Source organism: Corticicoccus populi (assembly GCF_042686195.1).
In the GTDB taxonomy this organism is placed as follows: Bacteria; Bacillota; Bacilli; order Staphylococcales; family Salinicoccaceae; genus Corticicoccus; species Corticicoccus populi.
On record NZ_JBHUOQ010000005.1, the window covers coordinates 235,243 to 261,612 of the forward strand.

The 26,370-nt window shown below is 39.7% G+C and carries 26 protein-coding genes; 6 read left to right on the forward strand and 20 right to left on the reverse strand.

Annotated elements, in window-relative coordinates:
• Positions 1–84 precede the first annotated feature (84 nt).
• The 10 genes from ACFSX4_RS13815 to ACFSX4_RS13860 form a co-directional block, all read right to left on the reverse strand.
• Positions 85–549, reverse strand: a complete 465-nt coding sequence (locus ACFSX4_RS13815; RefSeq protein ID WP_377775872.1) for a glycosyl-4,4'-diaponeurosporenoate acyltransferase CrtO family protein — start codon at positions 547–549, stop codon at positions 85–87.
• Between the two features lie 19 nt (positions 550–568).
• On the reverse strand, positions 569–1,615 hold the full coding sequence (locus ACFSX4_RS13820; protein WP_377775873.1) for a glycosyltransferase: 1,047 nt from the start codon (positions 1,613–1,615) through the stop codon (positions 569–571).
• A gap of 94 nt (positions 1,616–1,709) precedes the next feature.
• Positions 1,710–3,209, reverse strand: a complete 1,500-nt coding sequence (locus tag ACFSX4_RS13825; RefSeq protein ID WP_377775874.1) for a phytoene desaturase family protein — start codon at positions 3,207–3,209, stop codon at positions 1,710–1,712.
• A gap of 3 nt (positions 3,210–3,212) precedes the next feature.
• Complete coding sequence (locus tag ACFSX4_RS13830) at positions 3,213–4,100, reverse strand: phytoene/squalene synthase family protein (protein WP_377775875.1); 888 nt, start codon at positions 4,098–4,100, stop codon at positions 3,213–3,215.
• A 5-nt stretch (positions 4,101–4,105) separates the two neighbouring features.
• Entirely contained in the window at positions 4,106–5,605 is a 1,500-nt protein-coding gene (locus tag ACFSX4_RS13835) for a phytoene desaturase family protein (protein ID WP_377775876.1), read from the reverse strand.
• Positions 5,606–5,623: 18 nt separating this feature from the next.
• Positions 5,624–6,664, reverse strand: a complete 1,041-nt coding sequence (gene fni / locus ACFSX4_RS13840; RefSeq protein ID WP_377775877.1) for a type 2 isopentenyl-diphosphate Delta-isomerase — start codon at positions 6,662–6,664, stop codon at positions 5,624–5,626.
• 260 nt (positions 6,665–6,924) lie between these two features.
• Complete coding sequence (locus ACFSX4_RS13845) at positions 6,925–8,334, reverse strand: NAD-dependent epimerase/dehydratase family protein (RefSeq protein WP_377775878.1); 1,410 nt, start codon at positions 8,332–8,334, stop codon at positions 6,925–6,927.
• A 79-nt stretch (positions 8,335–8,413) separates the two neighbouring features.
• On the reverse strand, positions 8,414–8,914 hold the full coding sequence (locus ACFSX4_RS13850) for a GNAT family N-acetyltransferase (protein WP_377775879.1): 501 nt from the start codon (positions 8,912–8,914) through the stop codon (positions 8,414–8,416).
• A 10-nt stretch (positions 8,915–8,924) separates the two neighbouring features.
• Complete coding sequence (locus tag ACFSX4_RS13855) at positions 8,925–9,524, reverse strand: response regulator transcription factor (protein WP_377775880.1); 600 nt, start codon at positions 9,522–9,524, stop codon at positions 8,925–8,927.
• On the reverse strand, positions 9,505–10,560 hold the full coding sequence (locus tag ACFSX4_RS13860; protein WP_377775881.1) for a sensor histidine kinase: 1,056 nt from the start codon (positions 10,558–10,560) through the stop codon (positions 9,505–9,507). The genes ACFSX4_RS13855 and ACFSX4_RS13860 overlap by 20 nt, the downstream gene beginning before the upstream one ends.
• Before the next feature lie 159 nt (positions 10,561–10,719).
• On the opposite strand from ACFSX4_RS13860, the gene ACFSX4_RS13865 reads away from it, so the two are divergent.
• Genes ACFSX4_RS13865 through ACFSX4_RS13880 form a run of 4 tightly spaced genes read left to right on the forward strand, consistent with a single transcriptional unit; the run spans position 10,720 to position 14,026 of the window.
• On the forward strand, positions 10,720–11,649 hold the full coding sequence (locus ACFSX4_RS13865) for an ABC transporter ATP-binding protein (RefSeq protein ID WP_377775882.1): 930 nt from the start codon (positions 10,720–10,722) through the stop codon (positions 11,647–11,649).
• The gene (locus ACFSX4_RS13870) at positions 11,649–12,701 is read left to right on the forward strand and encodes an ABC transporter permease (RefSeq protein ID WP_377775883.1); all 1,053 of its coding nucleotides are present in this window, start codon (positions 11,649–11,651) and stop codon (positions 12,699–12,701) included. Before ACFSX4_RS13865 ends, ACFSX4_RS13870 begins: the two co-directional genes overlap by 1 nt.
• Positions 12,688–13,818 carry an ABC transporter permease gene (locus tag ACFSX4_RS13875; protein WP_377775884.1) on the forward strand — a complete coding sequence of 377 codons (1,131 nt, stop codon included), beginning with the start codon at positions 12,688–12,690 and terminating at the stop codon, positions 13,816–13,818. Before ACFSX4_RS13870 ends, ACFSX4_RS13875 begins: the two co-directional genes overlap by 14 nt.
• A gap of 58 nt (positions 13,819–13,876) precedes the next feature.
• Positions 13,877–14,026, forward strand: coding sequence for a hypothetical protein (locus ACFSX4_RS13880; RefSeq protein WP_377775885.1), 150 nt, complete (start codon positions 13,877–13,879; stop codon positions 14,024–14,026).
• Positions 14,027–14,094: 68 nt separating this feature from the next.
• Here ACFSX4_RS13880 and ACFSX4_RS13885 read toward each other — a convergent pair whose 3' ends face one another.
• Positions 14,095–15,843, reverse strand: coding sequence for an L-lactate permease (locus tag ACFSX4_RS13885; protein ID WP_377775886.1), 1,749 nt, complete (start codon positions 15,841–15,843; stop codon positions 14,095–14,097).
• A gap of 103 nt (positions 15,844–15,946) precedes the next feature.
• Positions 15,947–16,636 carry a FadR/GntR family transcriptional regulator gene (locus ACFSX4_RS13890; RefSeq protein ID WP_377775887.1) on the reverse strand — a complete coding sequence of 230 codons (690 nt, stop codon included), beginning with the start codon at positions 16,634–16,636 and terminating at the stop codon, positions 15,947–15,949.
• A gap of 129 nt (positions 16,637–16,765) precedes the next feature.
• On the opposite strand from ACFSX4_RS13890, the gene ACFSX4_RS13895 reads away from it, so the two are divergent.
• Together ACFSX4_RS13895 and ACFSX4_RS13900 are read left to right on the forward strand one after the other, a co-directional pair.
• Positions 16,766–17,656 carry a fructose bisphosphate aldolase gene (locus ACFSX4_RS13895; protein ID WP_377775888.1) on the forward strand — a complete coding sequence of 297 codons (891 nt, stop codon included), beginning with the start codon at positions 16,766–16,768 and terminating at the stop codon, positions 17,654–17,656.
• Between the two features lie 105 nt (positions 17,657–17,761).
• Positions 17,762–18,538 carry an NRDE family protein gene (locus ACFSX4_RS13900; protein ID WP_377775889.1) on the forward strand — a complete coding sequence of 259 codons (777 nt, stop codon included), beginning with the start codon at positions 17,762–17,764 and terminating at the stop codon, positions 18,536–18,538.
• Here the strand turns inward: ACFSX4_RS13900 and ACFSX4_RS13905 are convergent.
• The 8 genes from ACFSX4_RS13905 to ACFSX4_RS13940 all read right to left on the reverse strand — a co-directional run bounded on the left by ACFSX4_RS13905 (position 18,535) and on the right by ACFSX4_RS13940 (position 26,361).
• Positions 18,535–19,995, reverse strand: a complete 1,461-nt coding sequence (locus ACFSX4_RS13905) for a phospholipase D family protein (protein WP_377775890.1) — start codon at positions 19,993–19,995, stop codon at positions 18,535–18,537. The genes ACFSX4_RS13900 and ACFSX4_RS13905 overlap by 4 nt on opposite strands.
• A gap of 36 nt (positions 19,996–20,031) precedes the next feature.
• Positions 20,032–20,538 (reverse strand): RDD family protein, encoded by a 507-nt coding sequence (locus ACFSX4_RS13910; RefSeq protein ID WP_377775891.1) that lies wholly within the window; start codon positions 20,536–20,538, stop codon positions 20,032–20,034.
• Between the two features lie 26 nt (positions 20,539–20,564).
• Positions 20,565–21,062, reverse strand: a complete 498-nt coding sequence (locus ACFSX4_RS13915; protein ID WP_377775892.1) for a hypothetical protein — start codon at positions 21,060–21,062, stop codon at positions 20,565–20,567.
• A 365-nt stretch (positions 21,063–21,427) separates the two neighbouring features.
• Complete coding sequence (locus ACFSX4_RS13920; protein WP_377775893.1) at positions 21,428–22,525, reverse strand: ABC transporter ATP-binding protein; 1,098 nt, start codon at positions 22,523–22,525, stop codon at positions 21,428–21,430.
• A 59-nt stretch (positions 22,526–22,584) separates the two neighbouring features.
• Positions 22,585–23,553 carry a sugar phosphate isomerase/epimerase family protein gene (locus ACFSX4_RS13925; protein ID WP_377775894.1) on the reverse strand — a complete coding sequence of 323 codons (969 nt, stop codon included), beginning with the start codon at positions 23,551–23,553 and terminating at the stop codon, positions 22,585–22,587.
• A gap of 10 nt (positions 23,554–23,563) precedes the next feature.
• Positions 23,564–24,598, reverse strand: a complete 1,035-nt coding sequence (locus ACFSX4_RS13930) for a Gfo/Idh/MocA family protein (protein WP_377775895.1) — start codon at positions 24,596–24,598, stop codon at positions 23,564–23,566.
• A gap of 6 nt (positions 24,599–24,604) precedes the next feature.
• Positions 24,605–25,633, reverse strand: a complete 1,029-nt coding sequence (locus ACFSX4_RS13935) for a Gfo/Idh/MocA family protein (RefSeq protein ID WP_377775896.1) — start codon at positions 25,631–25,633, stop codon at positions 24,605–24,607.
• Positions 25,634–25,635: 2 nt separating this feature from the next.
• Positions 25,636–26,361 (reverse strand): ThuA domain-containing protein, encoded by a 726-nt coding sequence (locus tag ACFSX4_RS13940; protein WP_377775897.1) that lies wholly within the window; start codon positions 26,359–26,361, stop codon positions 25,636–25,638.
• Positions 26,362–26,370 lie beyond the last annotated feature (9 nt).

Here is a 26,370-nt window from a genome sequence, read left to right on the forward strand (position 1 = left end):
AAATTATTTTATGTCAGTAACCCTCTGTTCATTCACAACCGTTTCATGAAAGAATGACTTATTACAGAAATGCATTCATAAAATTTAAACATCTACTCTACTGATCATTCGTTCTATACGCCCACGATTATATCTCTGAACAATGATAAATGGAACATTGGCAAAAACAGCATATAATACATTGATCCACCCTGCCCATACAGGATTCCATAAAAAGAACAGAAATGCAGGAGGAATCAGTAACCAGTGTGTCAATTCTGCCCGTTTCGTTTCTGCAGAGAAGTGCATAATTACATTGATGTTTTTCCCCTTTAGTACTCTCTTATCAAAACTTTTATTTACAATCATCGAACCATCCAGAATATGATCTTTCCACCTTTTAACAAGAAATATCCGCTGCCAGATTTGTGTCTTTTTTTCAAATCTGCTGATTTTAAAAATGGACAAATCTTTTAAAAATATATGAAGCGGAATAATAAAACATAAATATGAGATTAAAAAATGCAGTAATCCCCAGACTACAATATTGATGATAATTAATAAAATCACCGAAACAGCCTCTCCTTACCTAAAGTTTTATGTTACGTCCTTTCCACTTTACACTTTTCAAAACATGGGTCCGAAAAAACGAATAACTGTAAATAAACACAAAAAACATAAAGAATAGTGGGTATATCAAAACCGTCCATCTGCTGAAGTCCCCTGCACCATGTACTCTTCTGTAAACAGAGATTCCAAATAATATATATGCAGAAAACGCAATTATAATCAGTATTACATCACCATAAATCACTGCATATAAAAACGGTATAATGCTTATCAATCCACCCAGTACCCAAAAAATCACTAACATCATTATAAAAGGATGCGTCGACTGTGATGCCGTCGCCAGATTTTTCGTCCACCCTTCAATTAAACTTTTTATTCCTTCTGGATACATGCGCAGTGTAAAATACCCATACCCTAAAATATTATTTACTGGCAGGTGATTACGTGTAAACAAGTCACTTAAGGCAAAATCATCCATAATTGAATCTTCAGCGGCTTCATGTCCTCCCGACTGAAAGTAGCTTATGCGGTCACATAAAATCACAGGTCCAAAAGAACCTGCTGTTTTAAATTTATCACGCCATATGCTGAATACATTCATTCCTGCAATGACAATCACACTAAATACAGCAGAGAGATTTTCATAGAATTTTCCTGTCTGGTGATATGGCTGTAAAGATAATATCCCTTTACATTGATAAGTGTGGTAAGTACTCAGAAATTGCTCTAAACTATGCTCAGAAACCAACTTAACATCTGCATCTAAAAACAACAGCCATTCACCCTTTGCCTGTATAGCACCTGACGCGCATGCCCTCTGTTTACCAGGCGGCATATCATTTATCGGTTGAGCAAGAATCACCTCTGCCCCATAATATTTTGCAACACTTGAAGTATCATCATCAGAGTCATCATCCACTACAATCACTTCATAGTTTTTGAACTGCTGCTTCCTTATTGACCTCATCAAAGAAGGCAGTCTTCTTTCTTCATTTCTCGCAGGTATAATAATCGATACCAATGGTATTTCACGACTGCCATGATTATTTTTTTCTATGTTCGGCATATAAAACATACACACACTGCTGATATATGCGATTAAAATCATTAATATTATTATAAAAAATATCATCATTAATTAATGTCACCCACTTTTACCGTTACTTCAGAGCCTCAGCTTCAGCAATCATTTTCGCGACCTGCTGTCCGCTCAATGTTACCATCGGCATACCGCCTCCAGGGTTTACAGTACCACCGACAAAATATAGGTTATTAATTTCTTCTGAGTGTTTAGGATGCTTGAAACCTTTATTAACTTTTCGATCCGATAATGTGCCGTATATTGCACCATGATTTGAATGATACATCTGCTCAATATCATGTGGCGTCAGCAGGTACTCCGTCACAATATTCTTGCGAAGATCCTTTAACCCCATATTCTCAAGTTTAATCAATACACGCTCACGAAATTCAAGATAATCCGCCTTTGTAAAATTCGTATTTTTCAAATTTGGGATATGAGGCAGAATCTTAAGATTTTCAAATCCTTCCGGTGCCTGTGATGTATCTGTTTTATTTGTATTTACAAGATATATCGTTGGATCTTCAGGTAGTTGATTATCCTTAAACACCGTTTTATAGTTCTTCTTTGAGTCGTTTGAGAAGAAAAAATTATGGTGCTTCAACTGTCTATAATGCCCTTTAACACCGACATGCAGTACAAGCCCGGAAGATGCCGGAGGATATTTCTTCTCAAGTTCAGGCAGATTCTTAACCGGCCGGTCCAGTACTTTTTTATAAAATGGAATTACTTCCATATTAGAGACCACATAATCCACAGGAATCACTGAGCCGTCATTCAGAACAATATTTTTAATTCTGTCACTGTCATCTGTTATAACGGTTTTCACTTCTATACCCGTACAAATATTAACTCCAATTTCTTCTGCCAGACGGACAATACCCGCAGATAAGTGATGCAGTCCGCCTTTGACATACCATGCACCTTGTTCATACTGCATATAAGGCAGCATATTTAATATCGCAGGGGCATCATATGCACTTGAACCCACGTACTTTATAAAATATCCAAGCATATCCCTTAAGTCCCGGTCATTAATTCTTTTATTTATAGCAGACTGCATCGTATGAAAGTAATCAAAATCTTTTAAAGCACTCAAAGGACCGTGAAAACGGATGATTTCCTTAAGATTGTCAAGTCCGGCATCAAAGTAACCAGACTTTGTGACATCATTCAATTTTTTTGAATACTTTAAAAAGGACTCAATGTCTTTTATATCTTTGTGCTGTAAAAAAGGATTTGCCGATTTGATTTGATTAATATCACCATACCAGTCGATTACTTTGTTTTTTTTACCGAAAAATGCACGCCATTGAAGTTCAATCTCTTCAATATCAACATAGTCCGTCATATCAACATGACTTGCTTCAAATAATCTTCTGAATATATCAGGCATTGTTAACAAAGAGGGTCCGAGATCAAAGCCGAATCCATCCTGTTCATGCCGGTTCAGTTTACCGCCGATGTGACTATTTTTTTCATAAACAGTCACATCAAATCCCTTTTGTCTCAATGACACAGCAGCTGAAATGCCGCCAAGACCACCGCCTATGACGGCAATTTTTCTCTGATAAGTCATATTTCACCCCTTAAAGTGCTGTTGTATGTACTTTTTTGATACTTTCTTTAAATATAGTTTTCTGGCTTTAGTCACCGCATGCTTCTTTGAAAAGCAGTCATATTGATGATTTCTGACTTCATTTAATAATTCTTTATAAACATTCAATGAAATTAAAAGAGGCAGCCGTGCTTCCACTTTATAATATTTTAATTCTTCTACAAAATCATCGTATAAATTTTCCGCAGTTTCGGCAAGTGTTTCCCAGACATTGATAAAAGCTTCATTAATAATGCCTTGTTCTAAATCCTGTTTTGTATATTTACTGTCTTTCATTAATGAAACTGGTAAGTATATCCTGTTAAGGTTTGAACAATCTTCCCCTACATCTCTGAGAATATTCGTAATCTGCATCGCAACACCCAGCTTTTCCGCTTCAATATACCTTTGATTATCTATATTATCAGATAATATGGGCAGAAGCAGGCAGCCTACTGAGCCGGCGACGTATTTGCAGTATTCGATGAGTTCTTCAATATCAGCCGGCTGCTTAAAATCCACATCCATTCTTTGTCCTTCTAACTGAACCTTTAACATATCGGCATTGATTTTATAGCGCTGCTTAACATCATCCAGTGCTCTCCACATCGGCGTATCCTGAGGAATACCATCCAAAAAAGCACTCACCTCTTTTTCCAGTTTTCTTAGCTGAACTTTTTTCTCCTGAATATTATCAGCCTTATCCACACTGTCATCTGCTTTTCTGCAAAACGCATAAATTGCATATACAGCATTCGCATCATGTCTTGGAAGTTGTGAGAAAGCGTAATAGAAACTCTTTGAATACTCTTTAATAATGGTTTCACAGTCGTAGTAATCCTGTTCTAATCTATCCACTTTTTTGTCAATCATTATCATCACCCCTTATCATCTTTCAACAATTCCTGAACTGCTATCTTCGCAGACAATAATACAATCGGTACCCCCGCACCGGGGTGTGTACTGCTCCCCGTAAAATATAAGTTTTCACAGTGCGTCGCCTTACTCTGAGGTCTTAAGTGATTACTCTGGTTTAATGTCGGCATCAACCCAAACGTCGCACCTCTGTATGCATTGAATTGATTTTGAAAATCATGTGGATCTACTCTGGTTTCTGTTACAATGTCATCTTCAAATTCCGCCATTCCCGGCAGTTCTTTTAACTTATCAATGATTTTCGTCCGGTAATGCTCTATCATCGCTTCATTCCATGTATACTTCATGGTTTCAGTATTTGATACAGGCATTAAAACGTAAATACCGTCTTTCCCTTTTGGTGCAAGCCCCGGATCAATTTTTGAGGCAATATACATATATAAAGAAGGATCTGAAATCATGCGTCCTTCAAAGATATCTTTAATATTCTGATCCAGATCTTCTGAAAATATAAAATTATGTACATCTTTAATCTCAGGGTATTTTTTATTCATTCCGAAATAAAACAAGAGACACGAGCACGAATATGACATACTGTCGATTTTTTTATCATTATATTTTCCCTTATGCTGATTATCACGAATCAAATGCTTCATCGCATAAGGAAAATCTGCATTACACATAACTAAATCTCCGGGAATAAAACTACCGTTCACTTGAAGTCCAATGGCTTTATTATTTTCAATCACGATATTTTCAACCGAATGATTATATCTTATCTTACCGCCGAGATCTTCAAATAACTGTGCCATTCCACGGGCCATACTAAACATGCCGCCCTTTATAAACCACACACCATACAGAAATTCAATCATCGGAATAATCGTATATAAAGATGGCCCTTTAGAAGGGGCAATACCGATATATAAGGTCTGAAAGCTGATCATTTGTCTCATTCTTTTATCCTTAATATACTTTTCAAGCATTTTTTCAGCTGAATTCAGTGTTTTCAACTTCAGACCCTGATTTAACATAAAAGGGTTGTAAAACTCTTTTGCACTCCTGAACGGTCTTTGGATAAAATGATTTTTTGCCACATTAAAACGTTTGTAAATATCACTTAAATATTTTAAGAAACCTTCTGCATCTGATTCACTGACGTTTTCAAACATTTCCATAATTTTCACTAAATCATTGGATACCTGATAATTTTTTCTCCCATGATCAAAATAACTGCTGTACATAGGGTCGACTCTTTCCATTGTGATGTAATCATTCGGATCTTTTCCGGATATTTCAAATATTTCTCTGAATAATTCCGGCATCATAACAATAGTCGGGCCGAGATCAAAATAATATCCATCCAGTTCAATTTGATTCATTTTACCGCCCGGAGTACTGTTTTTCTCTATAATTTCAACTTCGTAACCCTCATTTAACAACCTGATTCCACTTGCAAGACCGGCAACACCGGCACCTGTAACAAGTACTTTTTTCGTCATTCTACTCCCCCCTGATGTTTATAAATTTCTCTGTCTCTTCCAGCTCTCTATTTCTGCTGAGAGGACAACAGGTGTTTTCTGCAGCTGTTGTATATTTTCAGCCGACACCATTACCGATATCTTTTTCATATGCACGATAAACTGTTCGATGTACCGCACTGTTCCCTCTACACCATCAGTCTGTATTTTTTCAAGTACTGCTTTTGATATTCCCACTGCATTGGCACCAAGCGCAATACTTTTTACTGCATCCAAAGGAGATGTCACACCACCGCTTGCTAAAATAAAAGAATCATTCTGAAACGGCTTGGACTCTATCAGAGACACTACTGTTGACTGTCCCCAGTTAAACAGAAAGTTCATATCCTGACCGAAACGCCTTCTGTTTTCTATCTCGGCAAAGTTTGTTCCCCCTTTTCCACTGACATCTATATACTTTATTCCGGCTTGGACCAAGGTTTGAATCGTCTCTTTAGACATACCAAAACCCACCTCTTTAACAATCACGGGAACTTTAACAGCCTTCTTAGTTTCTATGATATTCTCCCGCCAGTTTTTAAAGTCCCGGTCACCTTCCGGCATAATAAGTTCCTGCGGCGCGTTAATATGTATCTGCAGCCCGTCCGCCTGAAGTAATTCAACAGCGTAACACGCATCTGCCGGTGACACATCTGCCCCAACGTTTGCAAAAATGATTCCATCCGGATTTTTTTCTCTGACGATTTTGAAAGAATCAATCACACTGTCATCCTTAATCGCAGCATGCATTGACCCGACTGCCATAGGTATCTTCACTGCTGCAGCTACTTCGGCGAGCTTTCTATTAATCGACTTTGTCCATTCGCTGCCGCCTGTCATGGCATTGATATATATAGGTGACTGGAATTCAAACTCACCAAAGCAGGCATTTAAGTTCACTGTATCTAAATTGACAGCCGGGAGCGATTGATGAATTAAGTGAACATGATTAAAATCAGAATCCCCATCTATTTTTTGTGAGAGTGCGTGCTTTACATGCTGGTCCTTTCTTTTGGATCTTATATTTAACTCGCTGTTCATGAACCAATCACCTCGTATATGAAATATAATTGTTATTAAATTAAGTGAAAATTACCACTCATAAATATGCTTTAAATACGTATACGTAAATCATATTAATTTGGATCACTTTTTTAAATAAATATTTTAATTATAATCAAAATGTTTAATCAACCATTAAAGCAGCCAAAATCAGAAACTATTAAAATACACATAAAAACCCCTGAAATTGAATGTTAACATTCAATTTCAGGAGTTCACTGTAAATTAAATCCGGTTATTTAATGACTTTCAATGGTTGAATGATTTAGTATTTTGGATAGTATTTTCGTTTCGATGCCAAATAGTCTCATGACAATCAGGTGAATGCGCGCCTGGGTGATTGAATATACAAACCAGGGAAGTGCAGGCTCGTACTCATGGAGTGCAATAAGTACCTCGTCTGTATCAAGTACCCTTCTAAATTCGAGCCGTGACCTTCCTTCTTTTCTCATAAAGGCAAAACTGCCTCCTTTAATGTAGTACAGCCGTCTGTCCCTGTACGAACGTGCATTTGATTTTTCAAGTGTTAAAATGGGTGTTTTAAAGAATGGCAGAGTAATATGTGTAATATCTTCTTTAACATCTGTATTAACCACCCTCCCGCTCATTCTTGAAAGCCAGTAAATATAATAATCAGCAACATCCGAAATTTCCCATTGGGATGGAATTTTTATTCTTTGTACTGATTTCACATCATTTCTATTAATTTCTTTCTTTATATTAAAACGTTTCTTCTTTAATGTGTTTTTTGCTTTTTCATTATCCAACGCGGTTCTTACACTTTCTTTAAATGTGGTCGGTGCATTGGATATACCGTGAACATAATGATTCTTATTCATTGTCATGTCGTGTACTAGACTTTCGAGGAGCGGATATACCATCTCTTTAGGTGCCTGTGAAATCAGCCGGACCCAGAATTTTGATACTGTAATGGGAATGACCGGTAAATCTATCATTGGAAGTTTCTTCTCCATTACCTGTGCAGTTTCTTCGAATAACTCTCTGTAATTCTTCTCCTCCGGCCCTCCAATATCGATAATTTGATTACAGCTGACTTCTCTTGTAATTGTACTCTTCAGAATGTTAATCACATCTTTTAAGGCAATTGGATGGGTTTTATGGTATGCCCATGAAGGTAAAATCATTGCAGGGAGGCGCTCGACCAGACTCTTTAAAATTGGAAATGATGACCCGTTCTGTCCCACAATCAATCCTGCTCTCAGAGTGACAACAGGGATTCCATAAGAACCTAAAATATTTTCGCACTCAAGACGGCTTTTTAAATGATTGGATAGTTTTTTATCATCAGGAATGATACCACTCAGATAAACCATTCGACGGACCCCTTTAATTTTGGCTGCCCGCGCAAAATTGTCTGCCAGAATCGCATCCATATCCCTAAAAGTCCCTTGCGTTAATTTGGAGGAAGGGTGCATGGAGTGCACAAGATACACCGCAACATCAATTTCTTCCATTACGCGTTCGATATCAATCTGTGAATATAAATCCGCTTGTTTCCACACCACATTTTTTTCATTCTTTTTATTTGAGGTGTTCCTTGATACTGCAATAATTTCACAGTCTTTCTTCAATGTATTTATTAAGTTTCTGCCAATATAACCACTTGCACCAGTCACCAATACTTTCACTCTTAACCATCCCCTTTAATTTTTTCACATCATTTAATATAAGTGAAAATGTGAGTTAATATCCTGATAAATTTCTGTATCACACGTCAAGCACCCGCTGCATCTTAAGTGAAATCTGTATTTCATCGGTGCCGGTTGATGCTTCGACTTCTTCGATTACTTTAAAACCGTGTGCTTGATAGAAAGGAAGCCCCAGTTCATTATCTTTTTGTACGGACACTTTCTGAACTTCCGCCCCTTTTTGAATCTGGTGTTCTGTTATTTTCCTGAGCAGTTTCTTCCCTATCCCCTGATACCTGTAATTCTGGTCAATATAGAACACAAAAATATGCCCTGTATTCTTCCCTGCCATCCCGCCGCCGATGACGCCGATGACTCTGTTGTCTGCAACTGCTGCATAAGTGTAGCTTCCTTTTTTGATATCACTTTTTACTTTTTCATGATTATACCAATGGCTCACTGTCTTTCTCTGGGCAGTTTCCGATAATTTCCCGGCCACTGTTTCCCTCCAGCCGTTGCTGCAGACGTCAGCAATCCTATCAGTATCTCCCACTTCTACTTTTCTGATATCCAGTATCATTTTAACACCCCTAACTTTTATAATAGTAAACGACAAGCTGTGTCCGGTCGCGCAGATTGAGTTTCGAGAGCATCTGGGAAATATAATTCCGCACTGTCCCTTCACTTAAAAACAGAGATTCTGCGATTTCTTTGTTATTCAGACCTTCAGCGACCAGCGCCAGTATATCCTGCTCCCTGCTAGATAAGTCATCTGTAATATTTCTGTGTGATTTGACTGCGATACTGGAAACAATTTCACTGTCAAACACCATGTTACCCGCTTCTACTGCCTGAACTGCAGGGATGATGCCTTTAAAGTTATCCTTTAATAAATACCCTCTGCAGCCTGTTCTTAAAGCCTCATAAATATATTCATCATCTTTAAACGTCGTAATTAATAAAATATTCGCTTCCGGAAATTCTTTCAATATCTCTTTTGATGCCTCAAGTCCCGACATCTCACTCATTCTAATATCAGTCATCAGTAAGTCAGGCTGATGTTTTTTATATAACAGAACCGCTTCTTTTCCACTGTTACCGGATGCGGTCACGTCATAGCCTGCACCTTCTACGATTGTTGTCAGCGCCGTCACAACGAGCGCATCATCATCAATAATTATGATCTTCATCAAAGACTGCCTCCTTATACAAAATCACATGCACTGTAAATCCTTTATCGAAAAACGTGTTCAAAACCCCTCGATATTTATGGACAGTTTCCTTCATGGTCTCAATTCCCATCCCTTTCCCTGGACGGTAATGTGTGCCGTTATCTTTCACCGACACTGTAATAAACTCCGGATGCTCCCGGATTAAAACAGTGATACTATCCCCGGCAGAATGTTTTCTGACATTCGTTAACGCTTCTCTGATCAACGACAGAAGGTCGACCTTTAAATAGTGCGGCAGTGTCGATTCGACTTGATACTGAAAGTCTGTATTCCAGTGCTCCATTTCACTGAGATACTCCTCCACCCTGCTTTTAAAATCAATTGATGTATCGTATAAATGATGAATACTCGTCCGTATGTCATCCATTCCCGACTTCAAACGGCCCTGGAGCTGCTTCAAAGACGCTTCAATCTTCTCAGGCTCTTTAACATACTGCAGAGACTCAATTAATAATATGCTGCTCGATAATGAATGACCGAGGGCGTCATGCATATCCCTTGCTATCCTGTTCCTCTCATTCAGCCCGGCGAGATAGACTTCCCGTTCATGATTTTTCATCAGTTCATTATGCTGTGACCGGAGTCTAAGGTTGTCCTTTGTCAGCTGATCCCTGATGTTTTTATTTTCAAATTCCAGGATATCCAGCTGGTTGTTCAATTTTGCTGTATACATTACAGCAATTGACGATGCAAAAAGCATCCAGTCCGGAAATAAAGTAAACATTAAAAGACTTGGAACTGACCATTTACCGAATGTGAGCGCGGTCAGCTGGACAACCATCGGAAAATAATAAAGCCAGTCATAATCTATGAATACGAGTCCGGTCATTATCAGGGAAACAATCACATTAAACGATTTCACCCGGACTAAATCCGTACTAAATATCAAAATAAATGAAATTAATGCAATAATAATATTGAATTCATCTTCCATTATGAAATAATATCCGCTCAGGACAGTATATATAATTAGTTTTTCTATGATAGTCCTCATATTATTCTCCTCACAATATGACATTTGTCATATCAAGTCATTACTGCAGACACTGATGTGATTCTTTACTTTATTATAAACTTATATATAACAAATGATACAGTCTGTTACCACCTAACTGTATCCGTCATAATAAATTGAAATCAGGAGGTTATCAATATGATTTACATGGATGGTGTCGTAAAACGATACAAAAAGACCATTGCCCTCGACCATTTTACTTTTGAGGCAAGACCCAATGAGATTGTCGGGCTTCTCGGTCCGAACGGCTGTGGTAAAACTACTGCGATTAACTGTATGTTGTCACTGCTGACATTTGACCAGGGAAAAATCACAGTCTTTGACCAGCCTGTCAATCCGAACAATAACAAAGCAAAAAGACGGATCGGCATTGTACCGCAGGAGCTTGCATTATTCGAAAAGTTAAATGTCTATGAAAATATTGATTTTTACTGCGGACTTTATGTTTCCGATAAAAAAGAACGTAAAGCACTCGTTGAAGAGGCTATTGAATTTGTCGGTCTTGAAAAATATAAAAAATTTGCCCCGAAACAGTTAAGCGGCGGTTTAAAGCGGAGACTGAATATCGCATGCGGTATCTCACATAAACCGGACCTTCTATTTTTAGATGAACCTACCGTTGCGGTGGATGCACAAAGCCGTAACTTCATTTTGGAAGGCGTTAAAAAGATGAAGGAAAACGGCACAACAGTAATTTATACAACACATTACCTGGAAGAAGCTGAGGATTTATGTGACAGACTCGTGATTATGGACGGCGGCAGAAATGTTGCCCAGGGCACACTCAATGAACTTCAACGTTCAATCTCCACACAGGAGTCAATCACAATCAGTTTTATCGACGACAGTGAAGGGCTGAAAACACAGTTACAAGAGATTCCGCATGTGATTAAAGTATTGGAAAAAAATGATGCTTTTGAAATTCACTTTGAAAAGAGTCAGAATAATTTATCAAACTTAATAAAATTTGTTGATGAACATCAACTTACCTATTCACAAATATCAAGTGAGAAACCATCATTGTCAAATATCTTCCTGGAACTCACCGGTAAGGAGCTGAGGGACTGATGCATACCCTTCGAATCGCTTATTATATGCTCTTAATCAGTTTCAAGGATTTTGGATACTGGTTTTGGACATTGTGTTACCCATTACTGATGGCCACACTTTTTATGCTGACTGCTTCAAGTATCGACAGTGCAGAAATTCAAGACATAGAAGTCGGTGTAGAAGACGGTCACCCTTATATCGAAGCGTTCAACAGTATTGACTTTATGAATGTACATGAGACAACAGAAAATGAAGGACTGGATATGCTGAACGACGATGAAATCACCGGTTTTATTACAGCAGATCAGAATTTAATCGTAAATGAATCCGGATTTGAAGAAACTGTACTTGAGTCTGTGCTCAATCAAATGACTCAAATGACAACGTCCGGCATTCCTTTTGAAAATTTTGATTTTACACAGTCATTTACCGCCCAGACGGATTTGAACTCCGACCCGGCAACAATTATGTTTTATTCACTGATTGCGATGACGACTTTTTACAGCATGTTTTCAAGTATAGACCTTATATCTTCCGTGCAGCCGAACCTGTCCAACCACGGTGCAAGATTTAATGCGACACCATTCAGCAAATTCAAGTTTTTATTTGCGAATTCAATCGGGGCACTGCTCTTGGGGTTATTCTCAAATATACTCGTCATTGTCTATTTAATGATATTTAACGACACTACACTGTTCGAAAATTTCGGCAGAACATTTCTGTTAATTTTAGTGGCGAACATCTCTGCGATTGGTATCGGTTTTGCGATCGGCCTGATTCCGAAACTGAGTGTAAACTTTAAAACAGTGACTGCAGTCATTACTGTCATTTTCCTCGCCTTTTTGTCAGGGATGGCGGGACCAGATTTGAAAAATTTACTTGATGAACATGTCCCCATTTTAAATACACTAAACCCTGTTGCACGTGTGACAGATACGATGCTCCGCATCAATATTTTAAATAATTACAGCGATTACTGGACAACGATTCTTTACCTTGCAGGTATCGGATTATTCTTCTTCCTGTTGTCATTAATTGCTTTAAGGAGGAAACAATATGACAGTATTTAAAGGTATTCTCCTCCACTTTTGGAAGTATAAATTTATGATTGTCGGACTAACCGCCGTATTCTTCAGCTTCGCTGTAATATTCTCACTGGACCGGGGTGCCGACTCCTTTGAAAGTGCGAGCCTTGATATTACGATTGTTAATCCGACAGATTCAGAAATTGCCGGCGGCTTAATCGAATATCTCGAACAGGATAACAATGTGGAAGTCGTCAGTGAAGTAGACACCAGTGCTTTAGAAGAAGATGTCTATCTGCAGATGAAACACGGTGCACTGCTGATAGACCCGGATATTGACTCACGGTTCGAGTCAGGTGCTGATACAGTGGAAGTCATTACAGATCCGAGAAACCCGTCGAGTCTGCAGCTTGAAAATGAGGTGAATAAGTTCTTCTCATTTCTGAGCGCCGAATACAATTATTCAGGGGAAATTGATACTGCACATATTATTGACATCATGAACCAGGAAATTGATGTTGAAATTGCGGACCCGGATTCCCTGTCAACGCAGGACTCATTTCAATATATGCAGACGTTTACAAACTTTGCCGGCTACTGGATTATGCTCTTCATGCTCATGCTGATTGGTAATGTAATGACTGAATTTAACCAGCCGGAACTTAAAAAGAGGATTCATGTATCCCCGTATAAAACATCAAGCTATACGCTTCAAATGATTTCAGCACAGGGTGTTATTGCATTATTTGTTGTATTGGTCATGTTTTTCGGCGGTATATTCATCCGGTCCGATAATTTAAGTGATGTCCCGCTCGGTAAAATGTTTACCGCAATGGTTTTAATCAGTATTTTCACACTGGCACTCCATTATGTCATCGGTGCCGTCACAACCAATAAATATATCATCAACGGTCTTGCGAACTTTATTTCCATAGGTATGGCATTTATCTCAGGAGTTATGATTCCTGCAGAAGTCCTCGGAGACTCTGTGCAGAGAGTGGCACAATTCCTGCCGCTGTATCATTTCACTCAGATCTATGCAGAACCTGATATCACATGGACAGAAGCACTCCAGCCGATTTCCATCCTCGTACTGTTTATCATCGCCTTTTTGATTATCGGCATGATACTCGAGAACAAGAAAAAGAGTACTTCGAGTTAAAAGCTGAAATCCGGGTATAGTATTAAAATACTATACCCGGGGCGGGAGGAAGAGATTGATGAAAACCAAAACATTAAGTGCCATGACTGAGAAAGGTCTGGATAAAAAAATTGCCGAGTTTATGTATGATAATCCGTATGCTGATATTATTGATATTAAATTCAGTTGTGGTAGTACACTTGCTGTATTGATTATGTATAAAGACTAAAAAGAGATTGACGGAATTCCGTCAATCTCTTTTACATACTTTCAAGTTTACACCTGAAAGAAATAATATTACCGGCTCAGACTTTCTCTCTGATTATAAGAACGGATAATCATAACAATAATCACGCTTAACAAAGCAACAATAATTATCATACCGATATTCAATCCAATACCATTCAGCCATACAAAACCAATCGCACCGGCGAGCAGGACATAAAAGGCAGTCGGGATTAACAACTTGGTAATCAACGTACCTTCTTTACCGACAACACCTGCCGCTGCACTTGCTGCAACAATATTATGCACACAAATCATATTTCCTGCAGCACCACCGACCGCCTGGAGTGCAACAATGATAATCGGGTTGGCACTGATTGTATCCGCTACTCCAAACTGGAACAAGCCGAACATCATGTTACTTACGGTATTACTTCCTGCGGCAAAGGCACCAATGGCACCAATGGTTGGTGATATGAGCGGCCAGCTGTCTCCGAATAAATTCGCAGCACCCTCAGCAAGCACAATCGGCATCGAGTCAAAACCGCCTGTGTTCAGTCCGGAATTAATAAATACCTGAACGAGCGGGACTGACACAATCAATGCACTCATCGCTGCAACAATCGTTTTACCGGAAACCTTAAACGCCTCCCCCATACCCCTTAAATCCACTTTATGAATGACACCGCTGATTAAAGCCACAACGATAAAAACAGTACCCGGAATCATCAAAGGAGATACATTGTGATTAATCCCCGTTCCGAGAATGTCATTAAATACAAGTTCCCACGAAGACAGAATTCCTCTAATTCCGAGTTCATGAATTCTTGTTAAAATTAAAAGAACCGCGACTAAAATATAAGGCATCCAAGCTTTTATTAATGATAAATTTTTATTCACTTTCGTTTCAACACTGATATCACTTAACCATGAGCTGTCCCATTTCTGTTTCGGTGCAAAATCAAATGTATCTTTCGGCATCAGGAAACCTTTCTTAGCAAGCGGCACTACTATCGCAAGACCTATCAGTCCACCGAGTATGGATGGAAATTCCGGCCCGATGAAGTTTGCTACAAGCATGTAAGGAATCACAAACATTAACCCGGCAAAAATTGCAAACGGCCAGATTTTAAATCCTTCAAGAAAACTTTTCTTTTCACCAAAAAACCGGGTGAGCATCGCTACCATAAAGAGTGGTATAAACACACCGACCATCCCGTGAAAAATAGAGACCTGTGCACCAATGTCAAAAATTAAGGAAGACAATTCCATATTTTGACCTGCTAAATATGTATCAACAATCGGCTGATTTTCAAGGCTCGTATTCACACCAACAAGGATCGGTGTTCCAACAGCCCCGTATGATACCGGCGTAGACTGCAGTATGACTGCCACCATAACCGCTGCAAGTGCCGGGAATCCGAGTGCGATTAACAAAGGACCCACAATGGTTGCCGGCGCACCCCAGCCTGCGGCACCTTCTAAAAATGTACCGAAAAGCCATGCCACAATAATTGCCTGGACACGTCTGTCCGGAGAAATGCTCGTAAACGACGCACGGATAACATCAACTGCACCGCTTTCCTTCATCACATTCAAAAGCAGTACAGCCCCGAATACAATGACACCTACTTCAAGAGCAGTCAGTGCTCCTTTAATTGAAGCAGCGAGAATTTCCGTTCCGCCCATCTGCCAGCCGAAATATGCAATCAACACGGTGATGATAAAGCTGAACAGCATTCCGCGCCGGGCTGAGTATTTTAAAATAACTAAAAAGAAAAATATTGATATAATCGGCAGTAAACTAAATAATACCTGCATAATAAAACCCCTCTCATGACGCCGAAGTCATCTAGTCATCTGATGACTAATAACTGTATTTTATGAAATCGCTTTCCATTTGTCAATGCTTCTTCACAAATTTTTACAAATGCTTTAACAATGTTTTCTCTACACTGTCCAAATGTGCATGCATTGCTTGTTCCGCTCCAAAAGCATCCCCATCTCTCACTGCCCGATAAATAGCGGAGTGTTGTTCATAAATATTTTGTATCGTCTCAACCTTATTGTACAGCCATATACGTCTTGTTTCCCTCATCCCTTCAATCATGATTCCGGAAATATTTTCAAGCAGTTCAATCAGCATCGGGTTGGAAGATGCCTTTGCAATCATGACGTGGAACTCATAATCCGCCTTCTCCCCGAGCGAATCATCATCTACTACAGTATGCATCTCTTCAAGTACACGCTCGAGCTCAACCAGCTCCTCCTCTGTGATTCGTCTCGCGGCAATCGCAGCGCATCCCGTTTCCACAATCCTTCTGACTTCAAGCAGATTTTTAATATCTGCCTTGTTCAGTACCTGAACTTTAAATTCTAAGTTAATAGACTCTCCGGATTTTACAAATGTACCCTGACCGTGCTTAACTTCAACAATTCCCATCATTTTCAAGCTGTTCAATGCTTCTCTGACTGAAGCGGCAGAAACACTGTACTCTTCTGCAAGCTTCGTAATGGCAGGCAGTCTGTCCCCGGGTGCAAGAGTTCCTTCCTTTATTTTTTGAATGATCAAATCGACAATTTCCTCATAAATCTTTTTCTTTGATATCTCCATATATTATTCACCATCTTAAATGTTTGTATTGATTCTGCCTTTAAATCTAATTATATTGCATATTGAAGTTTTGTCATCCCTGTATCGGGAATAGTAGTATTGAATATATTTTTTAAGGAGTGATTTTGAATGAATCAAGAGCAGTTTAACAGAATGAAGAATGATGACGGGTTTATTGCGGCACTGGACCAAAGCGGCGGATCCACACCGAAAGCACTGAAAGCATACGGAATTTCTGAAGATGCCTACTCCACCGAAGAAGAAATGTTTGATTTAGTCCATAAAATGCGGGCAAGAATTATCACTGCACCTTCTTTTAATAAAGAACGCATACTCGGCGCGATTTTATTTGAACAGACGATGGACAGAGAAATCGAAGGTAAATATACTGCGGAATATCTTGCAGATAAAGGGATTGTCCCTTTCCTTAAAATCGATAAAGGTCTTGCCGATGAAACGGACGGTGTTCAGCTGATGAAACCTGTACCGGATTTGGATGATTTACTGCACCGTGCTGTGGAACGCGGTGTTTTCGGTACTAAAATGCGCTCAAATATTTTGTCAGCAAATGAGACCGGCATAAAATCCGTAGTGGAACAACAGTTTGAAGTCGGTAAACGGATTACTCAGTCCGGGCTCGTTCCAATTATCGAACCTGAAGTAAATGTTTACTCTGAAGATAAGGCGGATTCTGAGGAAATATTAAAAAATGAAATCATCAATCACCTGAACCAGCTCGATGATGATGAATTTGTTATGTTGAAATTATCTATTCCGACAAAAGCAAATCTCTACAAAGAACTCATTGATCATCCGCAGGTACTTCGTGTCGTTGCCTTGTCAGGCGGATATACAAGACGGGAAGCGAATGAGAAACTAAAAGAAAATGACGGCTTAATCGCAAGCTTCTCAAGAGCTCTCGCTTCAGAGTTAAAAGAAGACTTAACTGACGATGAATTTGATACTTCTTTAAATGATGCTGTTGAATCTATCTTTGATGCTTCAACAAACAAAAACTAAGAAGCCAAATTAGAAACAAAATTATAAATTTTTTATTGAACGAATGATTGTCTCAGCTGAATATGACTTTCATTCGTTCATATTTTATTGTTGGGAGGATTTTCAATGTGTCTCATTAACTTTCAATTCGGGGACCATCCTGAATATAAACTGATTGTTGCTGCAAATCGTGATGAATCTTACGACCGTCCGACAAAGGAAGTTCATTACTGGGATGATGAACCGTATATTTTAGCAGGCAGAGATTTACGCGGCATGGGGACATGGCTTGGTATTACTAAAACAGGCCGGATTGCTATGCTGACTAATATCAGAACAGACAAAGAAATGCTTGAGTCATACCGTAAAACACGCGGAGAACTGGTCAGTGGATTTTTAAGCAGCAGTGCAGCTCCTGAAGAATACTTATCTCAATTGATTCCGGACAGCGGCGAATATGCAGGATTTAACCTGCTCGTCGGTGATGCAGATCATCTATACTACATGAACAATTATGAAAATCAGATTGTACAGGTGACGGATGGTGTACACGGCCTCAGTAATCATTATCTTGATACAGATTGGCCGAAAGTCATACGTGGTATGAGTCTTCTTGAATCACTGACAGCAGAAGCATTTGATACTGAAGCAGTATTTGATTTACTCAGAGACAAAGAAAAAGCAACGGACTCAGAACTCCCAGAAACCGGACTGTCCAGGGGACTTGAATACGCGCTTTCCTCTATGTTTATCGATACACCCTACTACGGCACCAGATGTTCTACCGTACTGACGGTCTCTCATGACAATGAAGTCCGCTTATCAGAACGCACATACCTTCATGATGACGCGACAGGCCAGGTTGACTATGATTTTAAAATTGACAGCGGGGCAGCAGGCTAGAATGTCGAGAGCCCTGCTGCCTCCTGTATTCTGTACATTATTGTTTTCATCCAGCTGTCTTCTGCATACGTTTCATATTCAACTGTGTATGTGCCGTCCTCATTATTCCAGATGCGGTTATAATATTGGAGTACTTCATCCATGACCGCTTCATCTCTATGTCCCGTCACCACAACATTTGTTTCTAAATTATAATCCTCAATATTCCGTCTCGTAAAATTAGAAGATCCCGCCGTAACAGCTACTTCATCTCCTGTTTCAACAATCATTATTTTTGAATGGTACTGCTCGCCATGTGATTCATACCACCTGATTTCAGGCGGTGTATCCATTTTCATTAACTCTGCTGCCACCGGCCGGTTCGGGATACCGTTCTTTTCATTACCGAACGCATCCTGGTTGACATCGAGAATCATCTGGACACTGACACCGCGTTCGAGAGCTTCCTTTAATGCCCCGATAACATCCCGGTCGGACAGGTAAAACATACCGATTTTAATACTGTCAGCCTCACCGGCAGTTTCCATCATTTCAATCATACTGTCCTTCACTTTCTTCTCTGTGACAAGCTGCACTGTGTACGGTCCCGTGTCTGTTTCCGTTTCAACTATAAAATCATCAAACATCGAAGCATCTGCACCGGACATCTCCAGTACCGACCGTTCCGACTGAAGCAGGTCATTCAGGATTTCCCCGCTCACTTTAAATGCAATATTCGAATGATAGAAGCTCGCATCATGAGGATTCGCAGACGTCACCACCGCTTCTTTTTCGTTAATCACAATCTTCCTGTGATTCGCTTTAAAATTTAAAAGACTTAAATACGACCGTATATTCACTTCCGGACCTTCCGGCCTCAGTGCATTCATCAGCCAGCTGCCCTCTGAAGTCCCGCCCCACTGCAGGTAGGAACGGTAAACACTTGAATATATTGGATTTGAATCACGGAGCGGACTGACATCTGTTTCAACCAGGTGAACACCTGCTTCACGCAGCATTTTAAAATGCTCCGGTTCATACGTTCCATAAAATGTATTGAGCCTGTCGGTAATAAATACAATATCCATTTCCGGATTTTCACGTTTCTTTTCAGTAATTTTCTCTGCAAATTCCATAGACATCGGCGGGAAATCGAGTTCTGCATTCCCGTGATCATAATCATCGTTGAATAAAAACATATCAATAATCAGAAATTCTTCAGCTTCATCAATCATTGTATCAATTTCGTCGAATATTTCCTGTTCGCTTGTTTCATCGCCGTTAACATCTGCATAGGTCAAATCAAACAAAAAATCAACTGAATCTGTCTGATATACTTCCCCTTCATAAGATATACCGTCAGGCAGACTCTTAAAATGCTGGTACACACCTGTAATAACCGGAATCAAAATTAACAGACCGATAATAAGGCCGAGCCATTTACGTTTCTTTCCCTGCTTCCTTTTTTCCGTATTCATCCATCCGCCCCCTGCCGTCCCAGTTTAGTAAATTTTCTATGAAAACTTTCGAATCACCTTAGTACCGGCGAGCATATCCGGTATGTGTCTGTGATCTTTTCTGAATACTGCCATCAATAAATACACCACAGCAAGCGCGAATCCTGCATTGGCTAACATAAACCACCCGGTCGAATAGTCATTATATATTGCCGCAATAACCCCGACATGACCGATATGCCACGGTAGAAATTTAGCTGTGTTTCTTAATAAACTGTTTAAAAAGGTACGTTTCTTATAAGTTACTTTTATTCCCCTGATTCTTTTTCCAACAGTCCCGCAGGGCGGATCACTTTCCATTATTGAGAAAGCCAGAGTGACCGGAAGTACAGTCGTCGTAAATGAGAGAACCTGTGCTTCCATCTGACTGTATTCAGGGAGACCATCCATGATGATAAAATATATCATCATAAATGCTGTAAACAGCAGAATTAAATAAACACAGATTACAAGATAATCGATTAAAAGTGCAAAGAGCCGGTCTTTCGTACTGTATTGTTCCATACATCACGCCTCCCTAAAACTTGATATTAATCATCATATATCGTTGTTTCCATATCAATCAGCCAATGGTTTTTCAGTGTCAAAGCACGCTCCATGGCTGCGAGTGCAGCCAGAATCAATAAAGTCATATTTAACGGTCCAGGCAGTTGAAGCGGTGACGTAAATGTACCAATATTATCCCGGATGATTTCTATATGACTGATATACTCAATAAGCTGCGGGATTCCAAAAACGAGCGATATTAAAAGTATCACCACAGCAATCATTCCAATCACTCTGCTCGTAATCGGAAAACGCTTTCCGAAACGACTCCGTAAATACTCTGCTGTCCCCTTATTCGGTGACAGAACCTCCTCCTTTTCACCACTCACATAATGCATACGGGTTAGACCCGCAGTGGATACACCCACTTCAATATAGCCGCCGGGGACAGGAAAACTTGCCGGCGCCTCGGAAGTCGCCTGATGCCTTCCATCCTTGAACAATTTGACAGCTTCTTCATAGCCGAAGAAATTAACCGTCACCGAATACCTCCGGTTCTCTCCTTCTTCATCCAATAAATTGATATGAAACATCGTCCGGCTGAATATCTCCCAGAAACGAAACGGGCGGATACGATGCCCGTCACCCTCCTTGATTTTTTAACCTGCCGGTTCCGTTTCCAGTCTTTATATATTTTCATAGCAACATTCCCTGCATCATAGTGTGTAGCTCATTCATGACAAATTCCGCTTTTTTACTTTTACCCTGTTTATAGTTTAAATATACACATCATTTAATTTTTAGTATTTCCCTATAAAAATAAAACAGACATTTTCACAAATTTTAGTGAGAACATCTGTTTTAAAATTAAATTACCTTACATCATATAATATAGATTATTCAGTATTCATCGAATTCTATCTTCATTATCCTTATCAAAGAAATGAACTTTATTCATATCAAACGCAATCTCAAGCTGATTACCTGCTTCAACATTTGAACGTGCATCTACACGGGCAATAAATTCCTGACCATTGATATTGGAATAGAGTACTGATTCTGCACCCATCAATTCCGCTACTTCAATTTGAACTGTCAATTTTGATTCAGGGAAAGATTCAAGAAAGAGATTTTCATCATGAATATCCTCTGGACGAATACCCAGAACAATTTCTTTCCCTTCATATCCTCCTTCAATTAAAGGCGTGAGCTTTGGCTTCGGAATATCAAACGCATGAGCGCCTATTTTGAATTGTCCACCTTCAATAATGCCTGTCAAAAAGTTCATTGAAGGAGAACCGATAAAGCTGCCGACAAACATATTTTCAGGCAGGTCATACACATCTTTAGGTGCACCAATCTGCTGGATGACACCGTCTTTCATCACTACGAGACGTGTCGCCATTGTCATCGCCTCTGTCTGGTCGTGTGTGACATAGACTGTTGTTGTCTGAAGACGTTGATGGAGTTTTTGAATTTCGGCACGCATCTGAACGCGCAGTTTCGCATCCAGATTCGATAAAGGCTCATCCATTAAAAAGACTTTCGCATCTCTGACAATTGCACGGCCGAGTGCGACACGCTGTCTCTGACCACCGGACAATGCTTTTGGTTTCCTGTCTAAAAATTCTTCAAGTCCGAGAATTTTTGCGGCATTATCCACGCGGTCTTTTATCTCTGATTTCTTGAATTTTCTGAGCTTTAGTCCAAATGCCATATTATCGAACACATTCATATGAGGATACAGTGCATAATTTTGAAACACCATCGCGATATCACGGTCTTTTGGTGACACATCATTCATCAACCGATCATCAATATAAAATTCTCCCTCGGATATCTCTTCAAGTCCTGCAATCATACGCAGTGTCGTTGACTTACCACATCCGGACGGGCCGACAAACACAATAAATTCCTTATCTTTGATATGAAGATCAAAATCCTTCACTGCCAGTACATCTTTTTCGTATCTTTTTTGAATATGATTTAATTTTAATTCCGCCATTTTAATAACCCCTTAAAATTCATTTATCCACCACATGTTCAGATATGTATTATGAACCCTTATGCCCACCACATGTCTGCCGGCGCTTCTAAAATATTGACCTGTTTTAGATTTTTTACTGCTGCCTGAAATCCTTCATTCACTGACATAATCGGATCTTCATGTTCAATGCTGATTACATAATCGTAACCGTAGGTTCTAAGTGCACTGACAATATTCGACCATTCTTCAATTCCATGTCCATATCCGACTGACCGGAAAGTCCATGCACGTGTTTGTACCGCGTCATAAGGCTGCATATCAGTTAATCCGTACATATTGACGTTGTCCTGATCGATATAAGTGTCTTTCGCATGAAAATGATGAATCGCACCTGCTTTTCCAAGTATTTTAATGGCTGCAACCGGATCAATACCCTGCCACCATAAATGACTCGGGTCAAGATTCGCACCAATCGTATCATTCGTTGCTTCACGCAGTTTCAAAAGAGTGTGCGGGGTATGTACAAGAAAACCTGCATGGAGTTCCAACCCAATTTTCACACCGTGCGCCTTTGCAAATTCAGCTTGTTCTTTCCAGTACGGAATCAACTTTTCCTCCCACTGCCATTTCAGAATATCCGAGTATTCTGTCGGCCATGGTGTAACCGGCCAGTTCGGATATTTAGAGTCTTCATTGGATCCAGGTGTCCCTGAAAATGTATTAACCACCGGTACATTGAGTAATGAAGCAAGCTTCACAGTTTTCACAAAAGTATCATGACTCTCTTTAGCGAGCTGTTTATCCGGCGACACCGGATTGTCATGACAACTGAATGCACTAATAGTAAGCCCTCTTGATTCAATCTTTTCTTTAAATGCTGCTCTTTTCCCGCTGTCTTCAAGCAGTTCATTCAGGTCACAGTGCGCCGTTCCGGGATTTCCCCCGGTACCAATTTCGACTGCATCAAGCCCGGATTCCTTAACATAATCCAGCATCTCTTCAAAATTTTTATCTGCGAATAAAACAGTAAATACACCCAGTTTCATTGTTAGCCTCCTAAATAATTGAAATACTCCGTTTCTCCTCACTGCTTCTGTACACAGCATCTATCACTTTCGATACAACCAGCGCATCTTCCGGCCTGCTCTTCAGAGATTCCCTGCCTAGACAGGCACCGATAAAATTCTCTGCCTGCAGATATGCTGCTTCATGTTCCTGATCTTTTGTTTCTACAGTTGTCTCCATCATCCGTCCGTATTTCGACTGGTATAATTCATACGGAAATACATTTATACCACCGGATTCACCCGATATTGATATATGATTTTTATCTGACTTTATATTTGCTGCCCATGAGCATTCGAACAGTAGTGTGCTCTGATCATCAAAACGGATGTACGCACTGACATGATCATCAACATTGACAGATGAATGATCATAGCGCCCCCAGTCATTAATCTGGTTCGGCTGTTTACTTAACCGCTGATATACTTCTGCACTGACTTCAACAGGTTTTGAACCTTCAAGAAGCCACAGTGCACTATCCAGCAAATGGCATCCCCAGTCGATTAAACTGCCGCCGCCCTGGAGATCTTTATTAATAAATACACCCCATCCAGGTACTTTTCTCTGACGCATTGCACTGACGCGCGTGACAATCGGTGCACCAACTTCCCTCATAGATTGTTTTGAGAGCAGCACTGACTCCATAAAACGGTAATGGTAACCAATCATCAATACTCTGTTATTTTCCTTTGATGCCTGAAGCATTTTCTCTGCTTCAAAAGCATTCATCGCCATCGGTTTCTCGCAGAACACATGAACCCCTCGATTCAATGCTTCTGTTGAAATTACTTCATGAAATTTATTTGGTGTACATATAGTCACTGCATCTACATGCTCGAACATCTCTGAATAATCTTCATATACATGTGGGATACTATGTGATTCGGCTACTGCTTCTGCACGCTCGATATTAATATCCTGAACTGCGTACACTTCCACATTTTCAGCCATTGCTTGATAGATTGGGATATGACGGTTTACCGCAATGCCGCCTGCACCAATCATTCCCATTTTCAGCCTTGCCATGATGTATCACTTCTCCAATGTGCAGATTCTTTTTGTTTCCACTGATTCCAGGGCTCCGAGAATAATCTCAAGAGATTTTTTTCCTTCAGTACCGTCAATTAACGGTGTCGTATCATTTAAAATTGAATCAACAAAGTGATTAATTACATGTGTAGTCGTTTGACCGCCTTCATCATTGGACTGAATCGCACCCAATTCATAATTTACCGTTTCACCATTGGTATACTGGGCAATCAAAGAATATTTCGGATCATCTTCCAGGCGAAGCATCCCTTTTTCACCGTAAATCACTGTTGAATTATCTTCAGCAGCATTATAAGCCCAGCTGGCTGCTAGTGTCCCGATAATACCTGATTCCGATTTTAAAATTAATGCCGCATTATCATCTGTATCTGAATGTGCTTTTGCACTGATTTCTACAAAAGCACTGACTTCTGTAAATTCATCCTGGAGAATATAACGTATTAAATCTGCTTTATGGACACCTAAATCCCCCATCGCACCGATAAATGCTTCTTCTTTTTTAAAGAACCAGCTGTTGCTGCCGTCCGCACTCCAGCCCTCAGGACCGCCGTGACCGAATGTCGTTCTAAAACTGTATACTCTTCCGATAGCACCGGATGCGATTAGATCTCTTGCTTTTTGGTGGGAGGGTACAAATCGTTGATTATGACCAATCATGAGTTTTTTATTGTTCTTATTTGCTGTCTGTATCATTTCTTCCGCTTCTTCTTTTGAAGTGGCCATCGGCTTTTCACAAAGCACATGCTTTCCGCTGTTGAGTGCATCAATGCTGACCGGCGCATGCAGATAGTTCGGCAGACACACACTTACCGCATCGATGTCTGTAGATTCGAGCATGTCTTTATAATCTGTAAAGACTTCTGCATCATATGTATCCGCTGCTGATTCAGCCCGTTCTTTAACAATGTCACAAACTGCAGTAATTTCAACTTCACTGTTCTGACTGTACTCTATTAAATGACGGTATTTTGCAATACTTCCGCATCCGATAACTCCTACTTTTAAAACCATTCCTATACCTCTTTCTCTGTGTTATTTTCAAGTGCTTCATAATTGCCGTACGTATGTTTCGGTGTATTTTTGTTTTTTGCCCAGTTTACTGCATTTTTAATGACCTGCTGCACTTCAGTTTGATGATAAGTCGGGTATGTTTCATGGCCCGGGCGGAAATAGAATATTCTGCCCCGTCCTCTTTTAAACGTCGCCCCGCTTCTAAACACTTCCCCGCCTGTAAACCAACTGATAAAAATTAGTTCGTCAGGAGTTGGTATATCAAAATGTTCACCATACATTTCTTCTTTTTCAATTTCAAAATACTCACCGATACCTTCTGTAATTGGATGCGTAGGATCGACATTCCAAATCCGTTCTTTATCATTCGACTCCCGCCATTTTAAATCACAGCCCGTGCCCATTAATGATTTGAATATTTTGGAAAAATGCCCGGAATGAAGTACGATTAATCCCATACCATCAAGCACTCTTTCTTTAACACGCTCAACTACTTCATCGGAAACTTCATGGTGTGCAAGATGTCCCCACCATATCAGTACCTCCGTCTGATTCAATACTGATGCTGTTAAACCATGCTCGTCTTCATCAAGTGTGGCAGTCGTGACATCATGACCTGCTTCTGATAAAAATGTTTTTATTATATTATGCATACCATCCGGGTAAATTGCTGCTGATTCATCATTAATCTGTTCATGTCTGTATTCGTTCCAGACTGTTACTTTCATCTTTACATT